The organism is Mesorhizobium sp. DxT, assembly GCF_058448885.1.
Window position 1 is genome coordinate 1 of record NZ_JBZFLJ010000021.1, and the last position, 22,103, is coordinate 22,103.

Annotated in this window: 18 protein-coding genes; 12 read left to right on the forward strand and 6 right to left on the reverse strand. The window is 60.0% G+C overall.

Features of this window, described 5'->3' with window-relative positions:
* Positions 1 to 628 precede the first annotated feature (628 nt).
* Complete coding sequence (locus tag ACVJNE_RS23855) at positions 629 to 931, reverse strand: hypothetical protein (RefSeq protein WP_499569223.1); 303 nt, start codon at positions 929 to 931, stop codon at positions 629 to 631.
* 36 nt (positions 932 to 967) lie between these two features.
* Here ACVJNE_RS23855 and ACVJNE_RS23860 point away from each other — a divergent pair, with 36 nt between their 5' ends.
* The 4 genes from ACVJNE_RS23860 (at position 968) to ACVJNE_RS23875 (ending at position 3,974) form a co-directional block, all read left to right on the forward strand.
* Positions 968 to 1,231 carry a hypothetical protein gene (locus ACVJNE_RS23860; RefSeq protein ID WP_499569224.1) on the forward strand — a complete coding sequence of 88 codons (264 nt, stop codon included), beginning with the start codon at positions 968 to 970 and terminating at the stop codon, positions 1,229 to 1,231.
* Positions 1,232 to 1,475: 244 nt separating this feature from the next.
* Positions 1,476 to 1,625 carry a hypothetical protein gene (locus ACVJNE_RS23865; protein WP_499569238.1) on the forward strand — a complete coding sequence of 50 codons (150 nt, stop codon included), beginning with the start codon at positions 1,476 to 1,478 and terminating at the stop codon, positions 1,623 to 1,625.
* Between the two features lie 361 nt (positions 1,626 to 1,986).
* Positions 1,987 to 3,213 carry an ATP-binding protein gene (locus tag ACVJNE_RS23870; protein ID WP_499569225.1) on the forward strand — a complete coding sequence of 409 codons (1,227 nt, stop codon included), beginning with the start codon at positions 1,987 to 1,989 and terminating at the stop codon, positions 3,211 to 3,213.
* Positions 3,214 to 3,344: 131 nt separating this feature from the next.
* Positions 3,345 to 3,974, forward strand: a complete 630-nt coding sequence (locus ACVJNE_RS23875; RefSeq protein WP_499569226.1) for a carboxymuconolactone decarboxylase family protein — start codon at positions 3,345 to 3,347, stop codon at positions 3,972 to 3,974.
* Positions 3,975 to 4,612: 638 nt separating this feature from the next.
* Here ACVJNE_RS23875 and ACVJNE_RS23880 read toward each other — a convergent pair.
* From ACVJNE_RS23880 to ACVJNE_RS23895, 4 genes are all read right to left on the reverse strand, one after another.
* On the reverse strand, positions 4,613 to 6,814 hold the full coding sequence (locus tag ACVJNE_RS23880; RefSeq protein WP_499569227.1) for a xanthine dehydrogenase family protein molybdopterin-binding subunit: 2,202 nt from the start codon (positions 6,812 to 6,814) through the stop codon (positions 4,613 to 4,615).
* 3 nt (positions 6,815 to 6,817) lie between these two features.
* The gene (locus ACVJNE_RS23885; protein WP_499569228.1) at positions 6,818 to 7,795 is read right to left on the reverse strand and encodes an FAD binding domain-containing protein; all 978 of its coding nucleotides are present in this window, start codon (positions 7,793 to 7,795) and stop codon (positions 6,818 to 6,820) included.
* Positions 7,795 to 8,301: a 2Fe-2S iron-sulfur cluster-binding protein gene (locus ACVJNE_RS23890; RefSeq protein ID WP_499569229.1), complete on the reverse strand. Its 507-nt coding sequence runs from the start codon at positions 8,299 to 8,301 to the stop codon at positions 7,795 to 7,797. The genes ACVJNE_RS23885 and ACVJNE_RS23890 overlap by 1 nt, the downstream gene beginning before the upstream one ends.
* A 70-nt stretch (positions 8,302 to 8,371) precedes the next feature.
* On the reverse strand, positions 8,372 to 8,998 hold the full coding sequence (locus ACVJNE_RS23895) for a flavodoxin family protein (protein WP_499569230.1): 627 nt from the start codon (positions 8,996 to 8,998) through the stop codon (positions 8,372 to 8,374).
* A 474-nt stretch (positions 8,999 to 9,472) separates the two neighbouring features.
* On the opposite strand from ACVJNE_RS23895, the gene ACVJNE_RS23900 reads away from it, so the two are divergent.
* The 5 genes from ACVJNE_RS23900 to ACVJNE_RS23920 all read left to right on the forward strand — a co-directional run bounded on the left by ACVJNE_RS23900 (position 9,473) and on the right by ACVJNE_RS23920 (position 14,147).
* Entirely contained in the window at positions 9,473 to 10,048 is a 576-nt protein-coding gene (locus ACVJNE_RS23900) for a DNA-3-methyladenine glycosylase (protein ID WP_499569231.1), read from the forward strand.
* Positions 10,049 to 10,373: 325 nt separating this feature from the next.
* Positions 10,374 to 10,871, forward strand: a complete 498-nt coding sequence (locus tag ACVJNE_RS23905) for a YciE/YciF ferroxidase family protein (RefSeq protein WP_368804715.1) — start codon at positions 10,374 to 10,376, stop codon at positions 10,869 to 10,871.
* Between the two features lie 96 nt (positions 10,872 to 10,967).
* The gene (gene katE, locus ACVJNE_RS23910) at positions 10,968 to 13,088 is read left to right on the forward strand and encodes a catalase (RefSeq protein ID WP_499569232.1); all 2,121 of its coding nucleotides are present in this window, start codon (positions 10,968 to 10,970) and stop codon (positions 13,086 to 13,088) included.
* Between the two features lie 15 nt (positions 13,089 to 13,103).
* Positions 13,104 to 13,715, forward strand: coding sequence for a cysteine hydrolase family protein (locus tag ACVJNE_RS23915; RefSeq protein ID WP_499569233.1), 612 nt, complete (start codon positions 13,104 to 13,106; stop codon positions 13,713 to 13,715).
* 30 nt (positions 13,716 to 13,745) lie between these two features.
* The gene (locus ACVJNE_RS23920; RefSeq protein WP_499569234.1) at positions 13,746 to 14,147 is read left to right on the forward strand and encodes a GFA family protein; all 402 of its coding nucleotides are present in this window, start codon (positions 13,746 to 13,748) and stop codon (positions 14,145 to 14,147) included.
* A gap of 140 nt (positions 14,148 to 14,287) precedes the next feature.
* Here ACVJNE_RS23920 and ACVJNE_RS23925 read toward each other — a convergent pair whose 3' ends face one another.
* Positions 14,288 to 16,357 carry an ATP-dependent helicase gene (locus ACVJNE_RS23925; protein WP_499569235.1) on the reverse strand — a complete coding sequence of 690 codons (2,070 nt, stop codon included), beginning with the start codon at positions 16,355 to 16,357 and terminating at the stop codon, positions 14,288 to 14,290.
* Positions 16,358 to 16,548: 191 nt separating this feature from the next.
* On the opposite strand from ACVJNE_RS23925, the gene ACVJNE_RS23930 reads away from it, so the two are divergent.
* The 3 genes from ACVJNE_RS23930 to ACVJNE_RS23940 are packed head-to-tail and all read left to right on the forward strand — an operon-like array spanning position 16,549 to position 22,002.
* Complete coding sequence (locus ACVJNE_RS23930; RefSeq protein WP_499569239.1) at positions 16,549 to 17,310, forward strand: ImuA family protein; 762 nt, start codon at positions 16,549 to 16,551, stop codon at positions 17,308 to 17,310.
* Positions 17,225 to 18,748 (forward strand): Y-family DNA polymerase, encoded by a 1,524-nt coding sequence (locus tag ACVJNE_RS23935; RefSeq protein ID WP_499569236.1) that lies wholly within the window; start codon positions 17,225 to 17,227, stop codon positions 18,746 to 18,748. The genes ACVJNE_RS23930 and ACVJNE_RS23935 overlap by 86 nt, the downstream gene beginning before the upstream one ends.
* Positions 18,745 to 22,002: an error-prone DNA polymerase gene (locus tag ACVJNE_RS23940; RefSeq protein ID WP_499569237.1), complete on the forward strand. Its 3,258-nt coding sequence runs from the start codon at positions 18,745 to 18,747 to the stop codon at positions 22,000 to 22,002. The genes ACVJNE_RS23935 and ACVJNE_RS23940 overlap by 4 nt, the downstream gene beginning before the upstream one ends.
* Positions 22,003 to 22,103 lie beyond the last annotated feature (101 nt).

Below are 22,103 nucleotides of genomic sequence, written 5' to 3' on the forward strand. Positions count from 1 at the left end.
GTCCACATCAGGTCTCTCCGAATAGGCTTCGACACCCAATTCGGAATCACGACCGCGCCAGCTACTCAACCCTTTCGAGACGGGCTCTTAGGCCGCGTCGTGATGGGACGGTCCGCGGTTGCATACGAGTTTTGGAGATTTCATCAACCTGGCGCGAGTGTTCGGCTAGCTTCGCATCTTCCTTCCACTTCGCTGCTCGGGGAAGCAGCGCGTCCACCGCGCGTTGGTTGCGATGCTGTCCACAATGACAGACCAGCGATCGCGCTTCTGTGCTTTTGGCCGATGGCCTCGGCGGCCGCCCGACTGCGCCGGCCTAGATAGCGGCAAGCGACATAAGTCAGATCGCCAGATTCCGTCGGAATAGAAAATGCCTTTAGTTGGTTGCCCGCTGTGACCTTGCCGCGGGTCGCTTCTATCGCTTGGCGATGTTTGTGAGTGCTGCATGGGAGAAATCATAAAATTCAATCACTACGGCGCCGAAGTCGCCGGTGCGGCCTTCAGGCCCGTGACGAGTTTCGAGATAAACGGGATCTCCGGACGCTCGAGAATACTGACGGGTCGTTCTGGTCGGATGACCACATCTGGGCGCATCTGTTGGCCGTGCGACGTCCTCCGTGCTTAAGCGTCCTCAGGCCGAGGACAAAGGACAGGCGCGATAGCGATGATGAAGAGCCAGCATGTGGTCGTCTTGCTCAAACTGGCGAGCTTGGAGGACGACGAACAAAATATCGGTCAGCAACCGCCACGCAATAGGCTTGCGGCCGGAGAAGATCCATATTCCGTCCGCAGCCTCGAAGCGGCGGTCGGGATCAGCAAGACGTAAGTCAGCGCTTCGATCGAGCGCAGTGTTGCATCGGGCATCGCAATCAAGGACAGGAAGACCGGACCACCCAAGCCGAACCTGCGACAATTGCGCGAATTCATAGTCCACGGACTGAAGTTCGTCTTTCCTGCGAAGCCGGGTGCCATGCAGCGCGGACTGCCGACAGCGTTTGCCGCTCCCGAACTTCAAGAATCTCTGCGCAGCGCCGGCAGTCTCATCAGCGTATGGCCCTATGCCCGTGGTCAGGAGATGGGTCAATCCGTCGAGCCGCTCTTCAAGTGCGTGCCGGAGGCTGCCGAGAAGGACGAACGTCTCTATGCCTATCTGGCCCTCATCGACGCCGTCCGGCTCGGCAATCAACAAGAGGCCAATCTGGCCGCCGACCTATTAACGGAACGATTGGGATGACGGTCCACGGTCAGTTGAAGGCAATGCTCAAGATTGTCGCCGTAGCGCTGGGCGAGGAGCTTCGTGAACGTCTGGTATTTGTCGGCGGCTGCACGACGGCGCAGAGCGACTGACGGTGTCGACCTGATCGTTGATCTCGCCGGTTTTGCGGAATGGACGGAATTGATGGACCGACTGCGCCTGCGCGGCTTTTCCGATCGATGATCCCAAGCAGGGCGTGCCGCAGGCCGATGTCTATCAGATGATGGCCTATGCCCAACTCTATGACGCGCCGCGCCTGACGCTGCTCTATCCCCACCATCTGGCCTCTGCGCCAAGATACGGTTCACGGGCGTTATACGATTACCGGACACGCCACGATCCTGGAAACCGCAAGCATCGACGTGACCAATAGCACCAACATGCTGGGACGGCTTCGCCGCCTGATCCTGAGCGAAAACCCGGTGGATCTGGAACCGATGAGATGATGGGCTGACAATTGTTAAAGATGCAGGCGATGCAAACGGCAAAAGAAGCACGCAGCCTGCATTCCACCGTTCAACATTTGAGTTCGTCCGCCCATAGCCCAGCCTCTAACCAAAAACGTGGAGGCGGGGGCAATCATCGGATTGCGGTATCGCCATTTCAATCCGCGGGCATAAATCCTTCCATTTGCGGCTACTCATCTTTCAATTCGCGGAGCGTTGACTTTCAATTCGCGGCTTCATAGCTTTCATTCAGTCAGGAAAACCCGGCATGCGGATGAGTCGCCTCTCATGTTTACCCGCTATGTAAAGGTACGGATCGAGGAAGCACTCGAGGATACGCGCGTGGTCCTCATCTCCGGCCCCAGGCAGTCAGGCAAGACCACCTTGGCCAAGGAGGTTTCCGGGAAGGGTATGCAGTTCTTCACCCTCGATGACCCAACTACGCTCGATGCGGCCCGCGCCGATCCGGTCGGCTTCCTTCGTGGCATCGATCGCGCCGTTATCGACGAGGTACAGCGCGCTCCGGAGCTACTGTTGCCAATCAAGGTCGAGGTGGATCGCGACACGCGGCCTGGTCGGTTTTTGCTTACCGGCTCCGCCAACCTGATGACAATCCCTAAGGTAGCCGACTCCCTCGCCGGCCGAATGGAGACCATTTCCCTTCTGCCGCTGGCTCAATCCGAAATCCTCGGGCGACGATCGGCTTTCGTCGACAACCTGCTTTCCGGACGTAAGCCCACGGTGGGCAACTGCATTCTCGGAGATGATCTCGTTGAGGTGGTACTCCGCGGCGGGTATCCTGAGGCCTTTTCTCGGAACCGATGGTCACGACGTCAGGGGTGGTATACCAGTTACATCGATGCGATCGTGCAGCGCGACATAAAGGATATCGCCCAAGTCGAACAGATAGCTGTAATGCCGCGCTTGCTTCGCATGATCGCCGAGCATTCCGGCCAGCTCGTGAACTACTCTTCGATCGGCTCTGCGGCCGGCCTCAACCATGTTACCACGCAGAAATATCTTCGCATCTTTGAAAGCCTGTTCATCATCGATACGGTCCAGCCTTGGTTCACCAATAAGCTCAAACGACTGACGAAATCGCCCAAGCTGCACTTTCTGGATTCCGGGTTGCTTGCGGCGATGCGGGGCATCTCACCCGATAACGTCCGGCGCGACCGTAGCGCCTTCGGCACCGTGCTCGAAGCGTTCGTCCATAGCGAGGTGCGCAAGATCATCGGCTGGAGCGAGCAGCAACCCTCGGTCTTTCACTTCCGAGATCGGGAAGGGGTTGAAGTAGACATCGTTCTCGAGGCATCAGACGGGAATATCTCCGGGATCGAGATCAAGGCCGCCGCATCGGTGTCGTCCGGAGATTTCAAGGGATTGCGCAAGCTCTCAGAGTCTTTGCACAGCAGGTTCACGCAGGGCGTGGTCCTTTACGACGGGGACCAGATCGTCCCTTTTGGTGACAACCTTTTCGCCGCTCCAATATCGAGCCTTTGGTCAGAGTCCTGACCAGGCCTCCGTCGCACCCCGTCGAAAGACAAGTCGCGTGCTAGGTCACCTTCGGGCAGGAATTTCTGATCGTGCGACCAAGGAGTGAAGTAGCTTCGAGCTGACAATGCGGCCTTTAGGATGCTCTTCCCATGTCAACGCTTCCGTTCGAGAATGCGGCAGTGTCAGTACGGGAGGTGATGATGTTCATACAAACCATAGAACCAGAACAGGCTGAGGGCGCAGTGGCGGCAATCTATGCCAATGAGTTGGCGTCAATGGGAAGGGTGATGCAGGCAACGCAGTGCTGGTCAGCTAGGCCTGACATGCTGGTACCGATCGAGCACTTGTTGCAGCAGTTGAGAGACGGTTTTTCTCTTGGACTGCTCAACTTCCGGCTCATCACCCTGGTGGCGGCCAAATATGTGCCTTCCAGCTACTGTTCCCAAGTCTACTTCAAGACGCTGTCCGGCATGATCGGACGGGAACAAGCGCTCGCCGTGCATCGAGACTATAGAAACGCCGGACTGACGGACCAACAGGTCGCCATGCTGGCCTATGCCGAGCAGATCACGGTCGACGCCTCTCGCATAGGTCAAGCAGACATTGAGGCGCTCCGTGCCGTAGGGCTTTCGGATCTGAATATAGCCGATATCGCTCTAGCCGCCTCGTTTCGCAACTTTTTAAGCCGCTACTTCGACGCTGTAGGGGCTGAGGCGGAGCCGGAATTTCTAGACGGCGACTTGGCTGTTCGAAAAGAACTCTCGGCGGGTGCCCGCTGACAGACGCGTCCACCATCCCGCCGTGGCATTTCTTGAGCACCGCTGTGTCGTAAATCTGGATTGGAGGCGCGTCCAATTCTCGATCAGGGGGATACAGTTGACGCGCCTGCTATCGTGGATACGCAACACAAGGACGACACTTGGGCAGTGAATGCTTGTCGTTGAGGTTCGCTAGATATCCTGCGTTCACCGGGAATGGGCCTGGCGATGTTCGAACAGTGAAGTGCGGGCATGCGCGCCCCGGTTCCAAGAAAGAGAATACAGCCACCTCACCACGCTGTCGGCCCTGTCAAGCAGTAGAGCGCGGCTATATTCAGGATCCCGCAATAATATGTTACTGAAGGCTTGGGAACGAGGGCGGAGGTGGGGATGCTGGTTGAAGTAGGCCCGGCTAAACGCGTGGGCAATCGGAAGAAGATCTATGATCGTGCTCTGAGGGAAGAAGACGTTGCGAAGCGCGATGGAATTTCGGTGATTACGATCTGCGCTGAGGGCATACACGGATCTGGAGCTCTTTATCGCTATGAATTGAAGCTCAGTCCATCGGACTTGGACGTGCTCACGGCGACAGTCGATAACTAAAGGGCCCTTGCGAATTTTTGCAGGGCGACGACTGGTTTTTAGTCGCCATACTTGGGTCAAGTAAGGCCTTGGAGAACCTTTTCTACCGTCGCCGGCAGGTCGCGAATGCGGACTCCTGTAGCGTTATATATAGCGTTCAAAATAGCCGCGGCTGCGCCGCAGATGCCGAGTTCGCCAATACCCTTTGCTTGCAAGGGGTTCGCCCATGCGTCCCGCTCCTCAAGCAGTTCAACCTCAATCTGAGGAACGTCCGCATTCACCGGCAAATGGTATTCAGCAAAATCGCGATTGACGATATGGCCATCTCGAGGATCGTGCAAAAGTTCCTCCGTTAATGCCATCCCAATTCCAAAGGTCATTCCTCCCAGACATTGTGAGCGGGCGGTCTTGGCGTTCAAAATGCGTCCGGCGGCGAATACCCCGAGCATACGGCGCACCCGCACTTCTGCGGTCACCGAGTTCACGGCCACCTCCGCGAAATAGCTGCCATAAGTGGCCTGCCTGACCTTGTCCTCAGCCTCGCCCGGCTCAACATGGCCTTCACCGCGGATGTCTTCTCCGTTCAGAATATCGACAACGGGAATTCGGCGATTGCCCACGACCGCGTGACGATCCTTTAGCATCAGATCGTCAGCGTTGCAGTCGAGCTTGGTGCAAAGCTGTTGGCGGATTTCCTCGCATGCGAGGAACACAGCGGTTCCGTTGGAGGCAGCCCCGAATGAACCACCGGAGCCCGAGGCCGGTGGTAAATCGGTGTCGCCGAGCCTCGTTTCAACGTCCGTCACCGGCAACCCCAGCATCTCCGCTGCAACCTGTCCGAGAATGGCGTATGTGCCGGTCCCGATATCCGTCATATCGGTCTCAATGGTCGCACGCCCCTGTTTGGTCAGCGTCACGCTCGCTTTCGATTCTATCAACATGTTGACGCGCGCAGCAGAAGCCATGCCGAGACCGATCAGCCATTCACCCTCGCGCACTCCGCCTGGCGATGCGTTGCGTTTCGACCAACCGAACCGTGCTGCGCCAGTCTCAAGGGCCTTGGCCAGCATGTGCGAGGAGAACGGGATTTCTTTGGACGGGTCCTGATCGGGGATGTTGCGCCGTCGCAACTCGACAGGATCGATGCCGCAGGCAGCGGCAAGCTCGTCAATCGCAATCTCCAGGGCCGTCACGCCTACTGCCTCACCCGGCGCACGAACCGACCCCGATGGCGTACGATGTATCCGTGCGATCTTATGCCCAATGACGCGGTTGTCACCGCAATAGAGAAACGGCGTCGCCTGCGTTACCGGCTCGGAGAACTTTTCGCCGGGAAGATTGGTCACCAGCGCGTCGTGACCTATCCCTACCAATCGGCTCGTTTCGTCGGCAGCCAGACGAATGCGTTGCCTGGTATCTGACCGCCGCAAAACCATCTCAAACTCATTCTGCCGCGTCATCGCAACAGCAACCGGAGTTCCGAGTTCCTTGGAGGCGATTGCTGCTGCAACAGCTTCAGGGGCAATGCCAAGCTTGGAGCCAAACCCTCCTCCAACATAGGGCGCTAGCAAGTGAACGTTGTCCTCTTCAATCCCGAGAGCGTCAGCGAGTTCGGCGCGATTATATCGCAGCATCTGGTAGCTCGCGTGTAACGTCAGCCTTTCGCCCTCCCACATAGCGACCGAGGCATGAGGCTCCATCGCCGCGCTTACATGTCCGGGCGTCGTATAGGTTGCATCAATCGTGAACGGTGATGCGCGCATCGCCGCGTCAATGTCACCGCTCGAGGATTGCTTATTGCTCGGCGTATCAAGCCGGGCCTTCGGATCGTCAAGGCTGACCGGCGCGTCCCCGGCCCCTTCTACCTCCTGCCTCAGAATTTGCGCCCCATGGCGGGCCTGCTCGAATGTGTCGGCGACGACCAGCGCAACCGGCTGCGCGAAGAACAATATCTCGCGCGTGTCCTGTGCGGGTGCCTTTCCGGCCATGCCCTGGGCAGGATTCTTGATAAAGCGGTCATCGGTAATCACGGCACGGATGCCCGGCAGCCTGTTGACGCTATCGACATCAAGCGCACGTAGCCTGCCTTTGGCGGCGGTCGAACGCACGAGCACGCCATGGCGACAACCGGCAGGCAGACGGTCCATCGCATAGGTCGCGCGGCCCGAAACCTTGAGTTCTCCCTCAGGGCGGTCCAGCGGCTCGCCGATAACACCCTGGGTCATCTCTTCCAACCTGTCACGGCCGACACGGTCGTCCATCTTGTGATGAGCCGCCATTCGTCAAACTCCTGTGAGTTCAGAAAGGACTGCCTGGGTGGTGCGCTGGAGCAGCGGTACCTTGAACGCATTGCTCTTCGTGGGAGCGGCGTGCATCACCAGCGCGTCTGTTGCGCGCGCGAACAGATCGGGATCCGGTTTATTGCCCATGAGAAACTGCTCGAAGGTGTCGTCTCGCCACGGTTGCGGTGCGACGCCCCCAAAGGCAAATGCAGCGGTCTCTATAAGGCCATCCTCCAACCTCACGATGCCTGCCACAGACACGAGCGCGAAAGCATAAGAAGCTCGATCGCGTACCTTTCGGTAGGCTTGCTGCGACGCAGCAGGCGGCGGCAGCAAGACGGCTGTAATGAGTTCGCCGGGTTCAAGCACCGTCTCGATATGAGGAGTGTCTTCCGGAAGGCGATAGAAGCTTTTGAGTTCGACAACACGCCGCGCGCCATCGGCCCCCTCAATCTCGACTTCGGCATCGAGCGCCCGGAGCGCAACGGCCATGTCGCTTGGGTGCGTGGCTATGCAGTGCTCGCTACCCCCAAAGATCGCGTGGGATCGGTTGATGCCTCCGATGGCTTGGCAGCCGCTTCCGGGCGCACGCTTATTGCAAGGCATTGCGGTGTCGTAGAAATAATAGCATCTCGTGCGCTGGAGCAGATTGCCGCCCGTGGAGGCCATGTTGCGGATCTGTCCGCTTGCACCCGCCAGCAAGGCCTTTGCCAAAACCGGGTACCGTTCCCGAACCAACCCATCAGCAGCCAGATCGCTGTTGCGCACCATGGCCCCGATCCTGAGTCCGCCGTCAAGGCGTTCCTCGATCCCACCGAATTCCAGCCGGCTAACGTCGATAAGTCGTTCGGGCGCAACGACCTCCAGCTTCATCAGATCGAGAAGATTGGTGCCGCCAGCCACAAAGGTTCCTTTGTCGAGACCCAGCCTGGCGGCTTCTTCAAGCGATGACGCTCGTGCATAAACAAACGGGTTCATCAGCGTTTTGCCTTCGCTACATCCATGATCGCTTCGATGATGTTGGGATAGGCCGAGCAACGGCAGAGGTTGCCGCTCATGCGTTCTGAAATCTCCTGCGCCGTCAGGTTCGGTCGCCCCGCAACGTCGGCGGTCACGCTGCTTGGCCAACCCGCCTCGATCTCCCCAAGCATTGCTGTCGCGGAGCAGATCTGGCCGGGCGTGCAATAGCCGCACTGAAATCCGTCATGATGTATGAAGGCGCGCTGGAGAGCCGAAAGCCTGCCTGGCTCGCCCAAACCTTCAATCGTAACGATTTCCTCGCCGTCGTGCATACAGGCGAGCGTAAGACATGAATTGATCCGGCGACCATCCGCCAGTACGGTGCAAGCGCCGCATTGCCCATGGTCGCAGCCCTTCTTCGTGCCGGTGAGACCGACGTCATTACGAAGCGCATCGAGCAGCGTTGTGCGTGTATCAGCCTCCACCTCATGGCTCTCGCCGTTAATTCGAAGTCGCGTTCTCATAACCGAATTCCTTCGCCACGATGGATGGTTCGCGCGTGTTTCGTTCCCAGTAGTCGAACGATTGCTCTGCTCATTCTACGGCAGAATAAGCCGCTGATTTCAGGGCAAACGCCAAGTGCGCGGCGTTCGAGGCGGCGGTGTTGATCGCCGCGACGACATTGTCCGGTGTCTGCTTCAGGTCGACATAATCCACGTCACCCATGGCCTCACCAACCCAGTAAACGCCTGCATTGGCCGGGATGGTGAAACCTACGTCGTTCAGGGCTTGAAACATTGCTGCATGACAGTGATGCGCGCCGTCTTCATTGCCGACAACGGCGACGACCGCCACCTTTCCAGACGCCGGCATATGTCCGGCCTCGTCCGTCTCGGAAAGGAACGCATCCATCCTCTCCAGTATCCGCTTGGCAATACTGGAGGGCTGGCCGAGCCAAATCGGTGTGCCAAGGATGACGATGTCGGCCGCAACAATCTTCTCGCGCAGCAGCGGCCACTCGTCACCCTTGCCTTCGTCGGAAGTCACGCCGGGAAGGATATTGTAGTCCGCCACGCGCTCAACGCTTCCTTCGACGCCATGTCGTTCGAAGGCGGAAAACAGATCCGCGATAATCCTATCGGTGGAACTTTCTTCTTCCGCGTCCGAACGTTTCAGCGAACAGTTGAAGGCGATGGCAGTCAATTTCCGCTTGCTGATCATAATTGTCGCTCCCCGGCTTGCGCGTTGCGTGTGAGCGGGACGCCCATGCGAGGGGCAGGAGCGCCTGTCAAATTAGCCGCACCCGATCCGGGCTTTTGGCCGCCTCCCTCGGTCGGTCGACCAAACGCGTTTACCGCCTTTGTTGTCCGGAAGGCTTTTCATCTGATAGCCTTCCGCAACATGGTCTGTCTTGCGCTCCAGCTTGTCGGTAATTTTCGATTTGTCTCCGCGGGACATAGCTGGGCTCCGTGTCGGTCTATCCGACTAACGGAAGATCGACCTTGACGTTCCCTCGCAAAGCTTCCGAAATTATCCTGCCCCGTCGAAACCCATTTCTGAATTCAGCTAAGGTGCTGGTGGGAATGCTGGAGTTAGTCCGGCGAGCGGAAACGCAGAAACGCTGGTGGTCAATGCCTCCATAGAGTCCGAGGCGCACGTCGATGATCCTTCTGTTCGAGGCTCAGCGCGAGAAAAATGAGCGATCAAATAAAGACGCAAGCGGGACTGAATCATGCGTTTTTTGAGCGCGATGCAGTAGAGGTCGCCCGCGAGCTGATTGGCGTTGAGTTACTGGTCGCAGGAGTGGGTGGCTGGATCATCGAGACCGAGGCTTACACGCCGGACGATCCGGCCTCTCACAGTCATCGCGGCAGAACGGCGCGAAATGCAACGATGTTCGGTCCTCCAGGTAGGGCGTACGTGTATCGCTCGTATGGATTTCACTGGTGTTTGAACGCCGTTTGCCGTGCCGGAAGCGCGGTGTTGTTGAGGGCGATAGAGCCGATCTGCGGGGTCGATGTCATGAAGGCGAGGCGCTCCGTCGATTCCATGCGATTGCTTGCATCGGGGCCCGGTCGGCTTTGTCAGGCCTTGGCGATCGATCGCACCCACGATGGGGCGTCCCTGTTCGAAAGCCCATTCGGCCTGAGCGCCGCCCGTCCTCATCTGGACGTCATTTGTGGTCCTCGTGTCGGCATCACGCGCGCAACCACCAACCCCTGGCGGTTTGGCCTCGCCGGCTCACCGTATCTCAGCCGTCGTTTTTTCTGACTACGGGTCTCTCGGCACAAGCAGCGATTTCGCCGCCTAACATCTAGTTCGAACTGCAGCCTGCTTGAACGCGGTAACTATGATGGCCGGAGCGTTCGGCGCCCGTCTTCATCGAGCAGGAGCGGGCGCATCGCGGCCCGGAGGGAACGTCGCCAACGAAGATGCTCAGGCAAAGCCGGCCTCATCGGCGCGGGTCGCTCCGTCTCTCCATCGCAACAAAGTTCTCTGAGCGCAGGGAACAGTATGCCATGTCCGTTGTTTATCACCGGTCAATCAAGCTCGCAGGAGCTACCGCCTATCCACACATTCTGTGAAAGGGACGAAAATGGCCAAGGAAAAAACGCTCGAAGACCTGTTCCACGATACCCTAAAGGACATCTACTACGCCGAACGCAAAATCCTGAAGGCACTGCCGAAGATGAAGCGCGCCGCGAAGTCTGACGATCTGAAAGCCGCCTTCGAGAAGCATCGCGAGGAAACGGAAGGTCACGTTGAACGCCTCCAGCAGGTGTTCGAGATTCTCGGAAAGCAGCCCCGCGGAAAGACATGCGATGCCATCGAGGGCATCGTCGCCGAGGGCGAAGAGATCATGGAAGAATTCAAGGACACCGATGCCCTTGACGCGGGACTGATCTCTGCGGCCCAGGCCGTCGAGCACTACGAGATCACCCGGTACGGGACGCTCAAGCGCTGGGCAACCGAATTGGGCATGGCTGATGCGGCAAAATTGCTTGATCAGACATTGCAGGAGGAATCCAAGACCGACGCCGACCTCACCAAGTTGGCGGATGCCTCCGCCAATCAGCGCGCAAAGGCTGCCTGATCAGAAGTTCGAGAGGCCCGGGATCGCTCCCGGGCCTTTTCGCTCTATGTCCAGGACGTCAAGGCGGTATTCGCCAGCTAGCAGGAGCCAGTCACCATGGCCAAGAACTCAGCCCGATCCAGCCAAAAACCTCACGCGGTCACGATCCATGACCAATCACTCGTGCGCGGACATGGCGGCGAGCTTCATCAGACTGCAGAAGGCGACACACCGATACTGACAACCGCGCAGGGCGCGCCGGTGTCGGACGATCAGAACACCCTCAAATTTGGAGAGCGCGGTCCAAGTCTGATCGAAGATTTTCACTTCCGCGAGAAAATCTTTCATTTTGACCACGAGCGCATCCCCGAGCGCGTGGTCCATGCCCGTGGTTACGGCGCTCACGGCTATTTCGAGACCTATGAGTCACTCAAGAAATACACGCGAGCGGATATCTTCCAGCGCGCGGGAGAAAAAACGCCGGCTTTCGTCCGCTTCTCGACGGTGGCTGGGTCCAAAGGTTCATTCGACCTGGCGCGAGACGTGCGAGGCTTCGCCGTCAAGCTCTACACCCAGGAAGGCAACTGGGATATCGTCGGCAACAATATCCCGGTCTTCTTCATCCAGGACGCGATCAAGTTTCCGGATGTAATCCATTCCGTGAAGCCAGAGCCCGACCGCGCGTTCCCTCAAGCGCAATCGGCGCATGACAATTTCTGGGACTTTATCTCGCTGACCCCGGAATCGATGCACATGATCATGTGGGTCATGTCCGACCGCGCGATCCCGCGTTCTTTCCGGTTTATGGAAGGGTTCGGGGTTCACACCTTCCGGTTCCTCAATGACAAGGACGAATCCACCTTCGTCAAGTTTCTCTGGAAACCCAAACAGGGCCTGCAATCCGTCGTCTGGAATGAGGCGGTGAAGATAAACGGCGCCGATCCGGACTTTCATCGGCGTGACTTATGGGACGCAATTCAAGCCGGAGACTTCCCGGAGTGGGAATTGTGCGTCCAACTGTTCGATCAGGATTTTGCCGACAGCTTCGAGTTTGATGTTCTCGATCCTACAAAGCTGATTCCCGAGGAGCTCATCGAGCCGGTACCTGTGGGTCGTCTTGTGCTCGATCGCATGCCCGACAATTTCTTCGCTGACACGGAACAGGTCGCTTTCATGACCCAGAATGTTCCGCCCGGCATCGACTTCTCGGACGACCCGTTGCTACAGGGCCGGAATTTCTCCTATCTCGACACGCAACTGAAGCGCTTGGGCTCGACCAACTTCACCCATCTGCCGATTAACGCCCCCAAATGCCCGTTCCATCACTTTCAGCAGGACGGACACATGGCGATGCGCAATCCGAGCGGCCGCGCCAATTACCAACCGAACTCGTGGGGGGAAGGTCCGCGCGAAAGCCCGCAGCGCGGTTTTCGCTCATTCGCCGACGACGTCCAAGGACCCAAGGTCCGACTGCGGGCCGAAAGCTTTGCCGATCATTACAGCCAGGCACGTCAATTTTTCATCAGCCAGACTGTTCACGAGCAGAAACACATCGTCATGGCGCTCACCTTTGAACTCTCAATGGTGGAGACCCCTGTTATCCGCGAGCGGATGGTCTCCCACCTCCTGAACATTGATGAGGGACTGGCGGAATCTGTCGCCGAGAAACTGGGTATGCGCAAGCTGCCCGAGCCCGCAAAGGCTGCGGTCTCACCTCGCAGCGACCTGCCCGCCTCAGACGCGTTGAGCATCATCAAGAACGGGCCGGGAAGCTTTGCCGGTCGCAAGGTCGGCGTTCTAGTCAGCGATGGAGCCGATACAAAACTCATCAAGGGTCTTTCGACAGCGCTCAAGAAAGAGGGCGCGACAATGGAAATCGTCGCGCCGCGTATCGGCGGCGTGGAGACATCCGACGGGAGCATTGTTGAGGCAGATCACATGATCGACGGTGGTCCGTCCGTGTTGTTCGATGCGGTCGCGATTATCGTGTCGGAAGCCGGCGCCGAACGGTTGGCTGGGGAAGCCGCCGCTCGAGACTTTGTGGCCGATGCCTTCGCCCACCTGAAATTCATTGGCTATACGGATGCCGCCGCTGCGCTTTTTTCCAAAGCGGCCGTACCGGTGGACAGTGCGGATGAAGGCCTGATTCCGCTTTCCGCCGCCAAAGAAGCCGCCGCCTTCGTCTCAGCCTGCCGAAAACTTCGCGTTTGGGCGCGGGAAGAGGCGGTAAAGCTCTGAAGCCGTGAGAACGCGATGAGCGCGCAGGGCCTCATTCATGGACCACTCGGCAGGAACTGCATCCATCTTTGCGTGGATATGCAGCGCCTGTTCGAGCCGGGGGCACCATGGGCAGTGCCATGGATGGAACGTGTCGTGCCCGTTATTGAAGCGCTGACAGAAGCACACCCTGCATCGACAATCTTTACGCGTTTCATTCCGGTCAAACGAGCCGAGGAGGCGCCCGGCAGCTGGTCGCGCTACTACCGCCGTTGGGCTGAGGTGACGCTTGAAAAGATTGACCCGGCTTTGGTGGAAATCGTTCCGAACCTAGCCCGTTTCATTCCACCGGCTCGGGTGTTCGATAAACGCGTCTATTCCCCCTGGAGCGAAGGTAAACTCGACCGTCTCTTGGGTGGTTCAGAGACGGACGCCATCGTAATCACAGGCGGCGAAACCGATGTGTGTGTACTCGCCACCGTACTTGGGGCCGTCGATCGCGGATACCGCGTCGTGCTCGTAGCCGACGCCATCTGTAGCTCCGCCGATGAAACCCATGACGCGCTTATGCGGGTCTATCGCAGCCGGTTCAGCGAACAAGTCGAATTGGCGACGGTTGAGGAAATTCTCGACGGCTGGCGCGTTTGAACCGTGCGCCTCAAATCTGGAGTTGAACCAATGCAGCCAGAGTCATGGAGCGGAGGCTGCCTGTGCGGCTCTTGCCGCTACACGGTGAACGGCAAACCTTCGCATGTTGGCTATTGCCATTGCAGCATGTGCCGCCGCGCCACTGGCGGGCCTTTTGCCGTACTCGTCAGAGTCGAAAGCAAAGTTGTGGAATGGAGTCGTGTGCCGGCTAGCTACAGGTCCTCACCAATTGCCACGCGCGGGTTTTGTCCCACCTGTGGCTCACCGCTCTATCTCCAATATGACGACGACAGTCGCATTCGATTGCTCGTAGGTACCGTCGATCAACCGGACAGTTTCGTTCCTCAATCGCACTATGGAGTTGAAGGTCGGCTCAAATGGATCGACTGCAACGCCGGACTGCCCGAGGAGGAAACGACTGTAACCTGGTAGCGTGGTGGGCGCGGATCTACCTTCGAGATGGCCGTGACATCATCTTAGCATCAGGCTCGCCAATCGAAGGCTGGGAGACGCTGCGGACGCCGGCCGCAGACCGTCTCACCGCAAACACGGTTACCGGGCTACCGTTCCAATCAACGCCACATACCTCGCATCCGAGCACCAACATCCAGACGTACTTTCCTCGGCCCGATACTGGAGTTTGAGCCGGATGGGACCGCGGGCCACGCGCGTCGCTCGAACAGATCGACGAGATGGGCGGGTATGAACCTTGTACGGGAGGCGTAGACGTGGCGGTCCCCTGTTGAGGACTGGCCATGGGTAAAGAAGCGTTGTGGAACGACCAGGTTAAGGCTGTCCTTTGCTCTTGTCATTGCAACGTAAAGCAGCCGCCGCTCTTCCTCTATATCGTCGGACGTCCCCACACCCAGATCGGAAGGGATGCAGCCATCAACTGTATTGAGAACGAAAACCGCACCCCATTCCTGGCCCTTAGCCGAGTGAATCGTCGACAGTATCAGATAATCCTCGTCGAGCAGCGGCACGCCGGCCTGCCCTGAAGTGGCATCCGGAGGATCGAGTGTAATTTCGGTGAGAAACCGTTCGCGGCCAGGATAGCCGGCAGCGATGTCCTCGAGCTGGAGCAGGTCGGCGCGGCGCATCTCGAAATCTTCATGGATCCGCTCAAGATGAGGTTCGTACCAGGCCCGGACCTGCCCGATCTCGGCGGGCCAGCCGGAGGTGCGGGAACGCAAACCTGCGATGAGGTCCACGAAGCCCGGCCACTCACTTTGCGCGCGGGCAGGGCAGGGGAGGCGGGCGAGCGTCTCTATCGGATCGGCGCTCTCCGCGATCGCATCAAGCGCGTTTTGCGCCGTCGCCGGTCCGACGCCGGGCAGAAGCTGCAACAGCCGGAAGCCAGCCACCCGATCGCGAATGTTCTGCGCAAAGCGCAGTGCCGCGAGCATGTCCTTCACGTGGGCGCTGTCGAGGAACTTGAGCCCGCCAAACTTGACGAAGGGGATGTTGCGCCGCGTGAGTTCCACCTCCAGCGGCCCGCTATGGTGGCTGGCTCGGAATAGCACCGCCTGGTCCTTCAGCCGCATACCGCTCTCCCGGTTAGCCAGGATCTCTTCAGCCACGAACTTTGCCTGGTCGGCTTCGTCTCGCACGGTGATCAGTCTCGGCCGCTCGTTTGACGGCCGATCGGTCCACAGGTTCTTGGTGAAACGCTCTTTTGCGAGACCAATCACGCCATTGGCGGCGGCAAGGATTGACTGGGTGGAGCGGTAGTTGCGGTCGAGGGTGATGACCTCAGCCGCTGGCGAGAACGCCTTTGGGAAATCGAGGATATTCCGGACCGTGGCCGCGCGGAAGGAATAGATCGCCTGTGCGTCGTCGCCGACGACGGTAAGGCCGCGTCCCGCTGGCTTCAATCCCGTGAGGATCGTCGCCTGAAGGCGGTTGGTGTCCTGATATTCGTCGACCAGAACATGATCCCACCTGCCGCCGATCTCGCCAGCCAATGTGACATCGCCCATGGTCTGGGCCCAGTAGAGCAGCAAATCATCATAATCGAGCACGTTCTGGATCTGCTTTGCCCCGACATAGCCCGCAAAGAGCTCGCGCAGTTCCTTCCCCCAGGCCGCACACCATGGATAACTGGCGCGCAGTACGTCTTCGAGCGATGCCTCGGCATTGACGGCGCGCGAATAGATTGAAAGGCACGTTCCCTTGGTTGGAAACCGGTTCTGCATCTTGGAGAATCCGAGATCGTGACGAACCAGGTTCATCAGATCCGCCGAATCCTCCCGATCATGGATGGTGAATTGCGGATCCAGGCCGAGCTCGACCGCATATTCACGTAAGATTCGAGCGCCGATGCCGTGGAATGTGCCGGACCAGGTGAGCGCGTCGGTCAGAACGCCGGCCTTGTCACCGAGCACCCTGGCACAAATTCGTGCCACCCGTTTAGCCATTTCGCTCGCGGCCCGACGCGAGAACGTCATCAGCAGGATGCGCCGCGGATCGGCGCCGGCGATGATGAGTTGGGCAACGCGATGTGCGAGCGTGTTGGTCTTTCCCGATCCAGCACCGGCAATGATCAGCAACGGCCCTCCGACCCGGCCGTCAGGGAGGCCGATGCCGTGGACGACCGCGGCACGCTGACCGTCGTTCAGTTTTTCCAGATGCGCCGCATTCATGCCGTCTCGCCCCTATCACCTTCAGTTACAACGACAATCGCTGAGTGCTGCGCTGATGCTTGCCGTCGCTTCCCCACCCCGTCCCGAAAACTCCACCAAGAGCCGATTGACTCATTTTCCGAAACGGAACAAATAATGAACATAACAGCGCCTCCGTGCGTTGGAAAGCCCTCAGGAGACCTGGATTGACGATGCCCGATCGCGCGGCAAACCCTGTCATCGCCCAGCTTCAGGAGCGTATCGCGCACCTGGAAGGGGGTGCAGGCCGCCTGCGCGAAGTTCTGCCGTTCGGTCTCGCCGACATCGATCGGAGGCTTCCAGGGGGAGGGTTGGCATTGGGGGCACTGCATGAAATCGCCGGCGGCGGCAATGGGGCCGTCGACGGTGCGGCGGCGGCTTTATTCGTTACCGGAATTGCTGCGCGAACCCGCGGCAAGGTGTTGTGGATCGTCACACGCGCCGACCTTTTCGCTCCCGCTATCGCGCAGGCGGGCTTGGCGCCAGACCGCGTGATCCATGTCGAGACAGGTGACGAGAAGGCGCTTCTCGCCTGTTTCGAGGAAGGCTTGCGACACGGCGGTCTCGGCGCTGTGATCGCCGAAACCGCGCATCTGTCGATGACTGCATCGCGGCGCCTGCAACTCGCCGCGGAATCGTCGCGGACCATCGGCCTCGCCATGCGCAGATGGCGCCGGCAGACGGAGGCCGGCGATTTCGGTCAGCCCACAGCCAGCGCCACGCGCTGGCGCGTATCCGTCCTACCCTCCGCCCCATTGCCCGTCCCGGGGCTCGGTCGCGCCCGCTGGCTGGTTGAGCTGATCCGGGCCAAGGCCGGGGAAAGTGCAGATTTCGAAGTGGAGGCCTGCGATGCACAGGGTCGTATCGCTCTTCCTTCCAAGGTGGCCGACAGACCGCCTCAGAAGGAAGTCTGGCGACGCGTCGCCTCCGCCTGAGGCGCCGCTTGTCCTTGTCGGCCGCTCCGGCCGACGACGGCTGATCACCGCCATCGACGCCAATGCGCAGGCACGTGGCGTCCGTGTCGGCATGGCCGTCACGAAGGCCCAGGCCCTTGTGCCCGGCCTCATCGTCATCGACGCCGATCCGGTCGCCGATGCCGAAGGTCTCGACAAGCTGGCGCTTTGGGTTCTGCAACGTATATCGCCAGTGGTCATGGTCGATCCGCCAGACGGTTTGGTGATCGATACCACGGGCGCCGATCATCTGCATGGCGGCGAGGCGGCCATGCTCGCCTCCCTCGTTCGGCGCTTCGCGTCCTCTGGGGTCGAGGCGCGGGCGGCGATCGCCGACAGCTGGGGCGCCGCCCACGCCGCGGCGCGGTTCCTGAAAGGAGAGGTGCTGGTCATTCCACAAGGGCAGAGTGAAGCGATGCTGCGGCCGCTGCCGCTAGCTGCCCTTCGTTTGGAAGGTGAGACCATTGCCGGTCTCAGAACGCTCGGCTTCGAGCGGATCGGCGACATTCTGGATCAGCCCCGCGCCCCGATAACCTTGCGCTTCGGACCCGAGCTTGGACGGCGGCTCGATCAGGCGCTGGGTGTCCTGGCCGAGCCCGTCGACCCCGTTCGCTCGCCCGAATTGGTCGAGGTGCGCCGCGTCTTTGGCGAGCCGATCGGCGCTGCCGAGACAATCGCCCGCTATACTGGCCGGCTGGTCGAGGCGCTTTGCCTTGAGCTCGAGAAGCGCGGCCTTGGCGCACGGCGGCTCGATCTGCTGTTTTATCGCGTCGACAACGCGCTTCAGTTCATCCGCGTCGGCACCGCCCAACCGGTACGGGATCAGAAACGTCTCACCCGGCTGCTCTGCGACAAGATCGAGACCGTCGACCCCGGCTTCGGCATTGAAGGCATGGTGCTGGTCGCCATCGAGGCCGAGCCGCTCGGACAGAGACAGACGATCACATCGCTCGTGCAGGCGCCGGAGCCGGATGTTTCTGACCTTATCGACGTACTCGCCAACCGCATCGGCGAGAACCGGCTCTGCCGTTTCGTGCCGGTACAAAGCGACGTCCCTGAGCGCTCGGTGGCGCGTGTGCCGCCGCTCGCGCCAGAGACCGGCGCGACTTGGGACGGAGACTGGCCACGGCCGCCGCGGCTTCTGTCGCGTCCCGAACCGATCGAGACTATGGCATTGCTTCCCGATCATCCGCCGGTGTGGTTCAGCTGGCGCGGGGTGCGCCGTCGCGTGCAGCGGGCCGACGGCCCCGAGCGCGTCCGTGGCGAATGGTGGAAGCGCGATGCTGAAATGACCGCGGTGCGCGATTACTTCCTCGTCGAGGATGAAACCGGCGAACGCTACTGGCTATTCCGTTCCGGTGATGGCGAGCATGAAAACAGCGGTTCGCAACGCTGGTTCCTGCATGGAATCTTCGGATGACCGGGTCGCGCTATGCCGAATTGCAGGTAACCTCGCATTTCTCTTTTCTGCGGGGAGCAAGCAGTTGCGACGAACTGTTCGCGCAAGCGGCCGTGATGGGGATCGAGGCGCTCGGCATCGTCGACCGCAATTCGCTTGCCGGGATCGTGCGGGCCTATGAAGCGGCCCGGACCACCGGCATTCGTCTCGTCGTCGGTTGCCGTCTCGATCTCGCTGACGGCATGTCGGTGCTGGTCTATCCGACCGACCGCCCCGCTTATGCGCGACTGTCTCGCCTTCTCTCGCTCGGCAAAAAACGCGCGGGCAAGGGTCAGTGCAATCTCGAATGGCAGGATCTGGTAGCCTATTGCGACGGGCTCCTCGCCATACTGGTGCCGGACGCGGCCGACGAAACATGCGCTCAACAGCTTCGGCGCCTTCGCGAGGCGTTCAGCGACCGGGCCTACATGGCGCTCACTTTGCGTCGCCGGCCGAACGATCAGCTCCGTCTCTGGGACCTGTCGAACCTGGCGGCCGCCGCCCGCGTACCTCCGGTTGTCACCAACGACGTTCTGTTCCACGAGCCGGATCGTCAGATGATGCAGGACGTCGTGACCGCCATCCGGCACAATGTCACGATCGACGAACTCGGGCACCGCCGCGAGCGCTTTGCCGATCGATACCTCAAACCCCCTGAAGAAATGCACCGGCTGTTCGCGCGCTATCCGGAGGCGCTCGGCCGAACGGTCGAGATCATGGAGCGCTGCACATTCGCGCTCGACGAGCTTGCCTATCAGTACCCCGAGGAAAAGCTCTTGCCGGACCTGACACCACAGCAGGCGCTCGAAAAACTGACCTGGGAGGGTGCGGCCGAGCGTTATCCCGAAGGCCTGCCCGACAAGGTGCGCGGCAATCTCAATCATGAGCTTCGGCTAATCGAAAAGCTGGAATATGCGCCCTATTTCCTGACCGTGAATGCCATCGTGCGTTTCGCCCGCTCGAAAGGGATTCTATGTCAGGGCAGGGGATCGGCCGCCAATTCGGCGGTCTGCTTCGTACTCGGTGTCACCTCGGTCGACCCGGACCGGAATGATCTTCTCTTCGAACGCTTCGTATCGGAAGAACGCCGTGAGCCACCCGACATCGATGTCGACTTCGAACACGAGAGGAGGGAGGAAGTCATCCAATGGGTCTACGAGACCTATGGCCGCGACCGCGCCGCGCTCTGTTCAACCGTCATCCGCTACCGGGCGAAGGGTGCGTTGCGCGATGTCGGCAAGGCTCTCGGTCTGCCCGAGGATTTGACCAAAACGCTTTCATCGCAGGTCTGGGGGTGGTCGGAAGGCGTGGAGCAGAAACACGCCGAAGGTCTCAACCTCAACACGGGGGACCGCCGCCTGCGCCTGGCGCTTGAGCTTTCGCACCAGCTCGTCGGCACGCCCCGTCATCTGTCCCAGCATCCGGGCGGTTTCGTCCTGACGCGCGACAGGCTGGACGAGTTGGTGCCGATCGAACCGGCGGCGATGGAAGACCGCCAGGTGATCGAGTGGGATAAGGACGACATCGATGTTCTAAAGTTCATGAAGGTCGATGTTCTGGCCCTGGGCATGCTGTCGTGCATGCGCCGCGCTTTCGATCTCCTCGCCCAGCACAAGGATATCCGGCTCGACCTCGCCACCATTCCGGCCGAGGATCCCCGCACCTATGCGATGATCCGCAAAGCCGACACGCTCGGCACGTTCCAGATCGAATCCCGTGCGCAGATGGCGATGCTGCCGCGCATCAAGCCGCGCACATTCTACGATCTCGTCATCGAGGTCGCGATCGTCCGCCCCGGGCCGATCCAGGGCGACATGGTCCATCCCTACCTTCGCCGGCGCGAAGGCAAGGAGGACGTGACCTATCCCAAGCCGGAGCTGGAAGCAGTGCTCGGAAAAACATTGGGGGTTCCACTTTTCCAGGAGCAGGCGATGCGGGTCGCGATCGAATGCGCCGGCTTTACCGCCGGCGAAGCCGACCAGCTTCGACGCGCCATGGCGACTTTCAAGCACACAGGCGGCGTCTCGAAATTCGGTGAGAAACTCGTCTCCGGCATGGTTGCGAACGGCTACGACCGCGATTTCGCCGAGCGCACATTCAAGCAGCTCGAAGGATTTGGCTCATATGGCTTTCCGGAAAGCCACGCGGCGAGCTTCGCCCTCATTGCCTATGCGAGCAGTTGGATGAAATGCTGGCATCCTGACGCGTTCTGCTGCGCATTGCTCAATGCACAGCCCATGGGGTTCTACGCGCCGGCCCAGATCGTGCGCGACGCGCGGGAACATGGCGTCGAGGTCCGGCCCGTCTGCATCAATGCGTCCCACTGGGATTGCACGCTCGAGGCGACCGGCGACGATGGCCGCTTTGCCGTCCGACTTGGCCTGCGCATGGTCAAGGGCCTAGGCAATGCTGAAGCTGCGCGACTGATCTCCTGCCGGGAAGATCAACCCTATCGGTCGGTCGACGACCTCTGGCGCCGGGCCGGCATTCCTGTTGCCGCTCTGGTCGAGCTCGCCGAAGCCGATGCCTTCCGGGCAGGGCTCGGCCTCGCCCGGCGGGAGGCGCTCTGGGCTATCAAGGCTCTGCGAGATGAACCGTTGCCGCTCTTTGCCGCGGCAGCTATGCGCGAAGCCGGTATCGTTCCCGAACAATCCGAGCCCGCTGTCTCGCTGCGACAAATGACGTCGGGAAGGGAGGTGGTTGAGGACTACGGCCATCTCGGACTGACGTTGCGCGCGCATCCGATTTCATTTCTGCGCGCGGAACTGGCCGGCCGCCGCATCATCACCTGTGCCAAGGCAGTTGCCAGTGCCGACCGTTGCTGGGTCCACGTGGCTGGTCTCGTTTTGGTGCGACAGCGTCCCGGATCGGCAAAGGGCGTCATGTTTATCACACTCGAAGACGAGACCGCCGTTGCCAACCTCGTGGTCTGGACAAAGGTCTTCGAGAAATTTCGTCGCGTCGTGCTGGGCTCTGGGATGATAAGTGTGAAGGGCAGGGTCCAGCGTGAAGGCGAAGTCGTGCATATCGTAGCGCACGAACTGATCGATTTGTCGGCGGAACTCGCCAGCGTCGGATCAGGAGAAAACGCGTTCCCGCTTCCTCATGGACGCGGCGATGAATTTCACCGCGGATCGCCGGCACCAGATCCGCGAGGCATCCCGAAGCCGCGGGATATGTTCGATCCACACGGCCACATTGATGAGATCAAGGTAAAGACGCGCGATTTTCGGTAGGTAATCCGTAAGCGAGCAGCCGAAGCCGTTCAGGGCTGGTAGTTCCAGGGCATGAGGTCGTCGATACGGCTGTCAGGCCAGCCGTTGGCGAGGCGCTCGAG

Coding starts and splice junctions, on each gene's coding strand:
- ACVJNE_RS23860 (WP_499569224.1), top strand. CDS start 968: ATGCAGCGCGGACTGCCGACAGCGTTTGCCGCTCCCGAACTTCAAGAA.
- ACVJNE_RS23865 (WP_499569238.1), top strand. CDS start 1,476: ATGGCCTATGCCCAACTCTATGACGCGCCGCGCCTGACGCTGCTCTAT.
- ACVJNE_RS23870 (WP_499569225.1), top strand. CDS start 1,987: ATGTTTACCCGCTATGTAAAGGTACGGATCGAGGAAGCACTCGAGGAT.
- ACVJNE_RS23875 (WP_499569226.1), top strand. CDS start 3,345: ATGTCAACGCTTCCGTTCGAGAATGCGGCAGTGTCAGTACGGGAGGTG.
- ACVJNE_RS23880 (WP_499569227.1), bottom strand. CDS start 6,814: ATGGCGGCTCATCACAAGATGGACGACCGTGTCGGCCGTGACAGGTTG.
- ACVJNE_RS23885 (WP_499569228.1), bottom strand. CDS start 7,795: ATGAACCCGTTTGTTTATGCACGAGCGTCATCGCTTGAAGAAGCCGCC.
- ACVJNE_RS23890 (WP_499569229.1), bottom strand. CDS start 8,301: ATGAGAACGCGACTTCGAATTAACGGCGAGAGCCATGAGGTGGAGGCT.
- ACVJNE_RS23895 (WP_499569230.1), bottom strand. CDS start 8,998: ATGATCAGCAAGCGGAAATTGACTGCCATCGCCTTCAACTGTTCGCTG.
- ACVJNE_RS23900 (WP_499569231.1), top strand. CDS start 9,473: ATGAGCGATCAAATAAAGACGCAAGCGGGACTGAATCATGCGTTTTTT.
- ACVJNE_RS23905 (WP_368804715.1), top strand. CDS start 10,374: ATGGCCAAGGAAAAAACGCTCGAAGACCTGTTCCACGATACCCTAAAG.
- katE (WP_499569232.1), top strand. CDS start 10,968: ATGGCCAAGAACTCAGCCCGATCCAGCCAAAAACCTCACGCGGTCACG.
- ACVJNE_RS23915 (WP_499569233.1), top strand. CDS start 13,104: ATGAGCGCGCAGGGCCTCATTCATGGACCACTCGGCAGGAACTGCATC.
- ACVJNE_RS23920 (WP_499569234.1), top strand. CDS start 13,746: ATGCAGCCAGAGTCATGGAGCGGAGGCTGCCTGTGCGGCTCTTGCCGC.
- ACVJNE_RS23925 (WP_499569235.1), bottom strand. CDS start 16,357: ATGAATGCGGCGCATCTGGAAAAACTGAACGACGGTCAGCGTGCCGCG.
- ACVJNE_RS23930 (WP_499569239.1), top strand. CDS start 16,549: ATGCCCGATCGCGCGGCAAACCCTGTCATCGCCCAGCTTCAGGAGCGT.
- ACVJNE_RS23935 (WP_499569236.1), top strand. CDS start 17,225: ATGCACAGGGTCGTATCGCTCTTCCTTCCAAGGTGGCCGACAGACCGC.
- ACVJNE_RS23940 (WP_499569237.1), top strand. CDS start 18,745: ATGACCGGGTCGCGCTATGCCGAATTGCAGGTAACCTCGCATTTCTCT.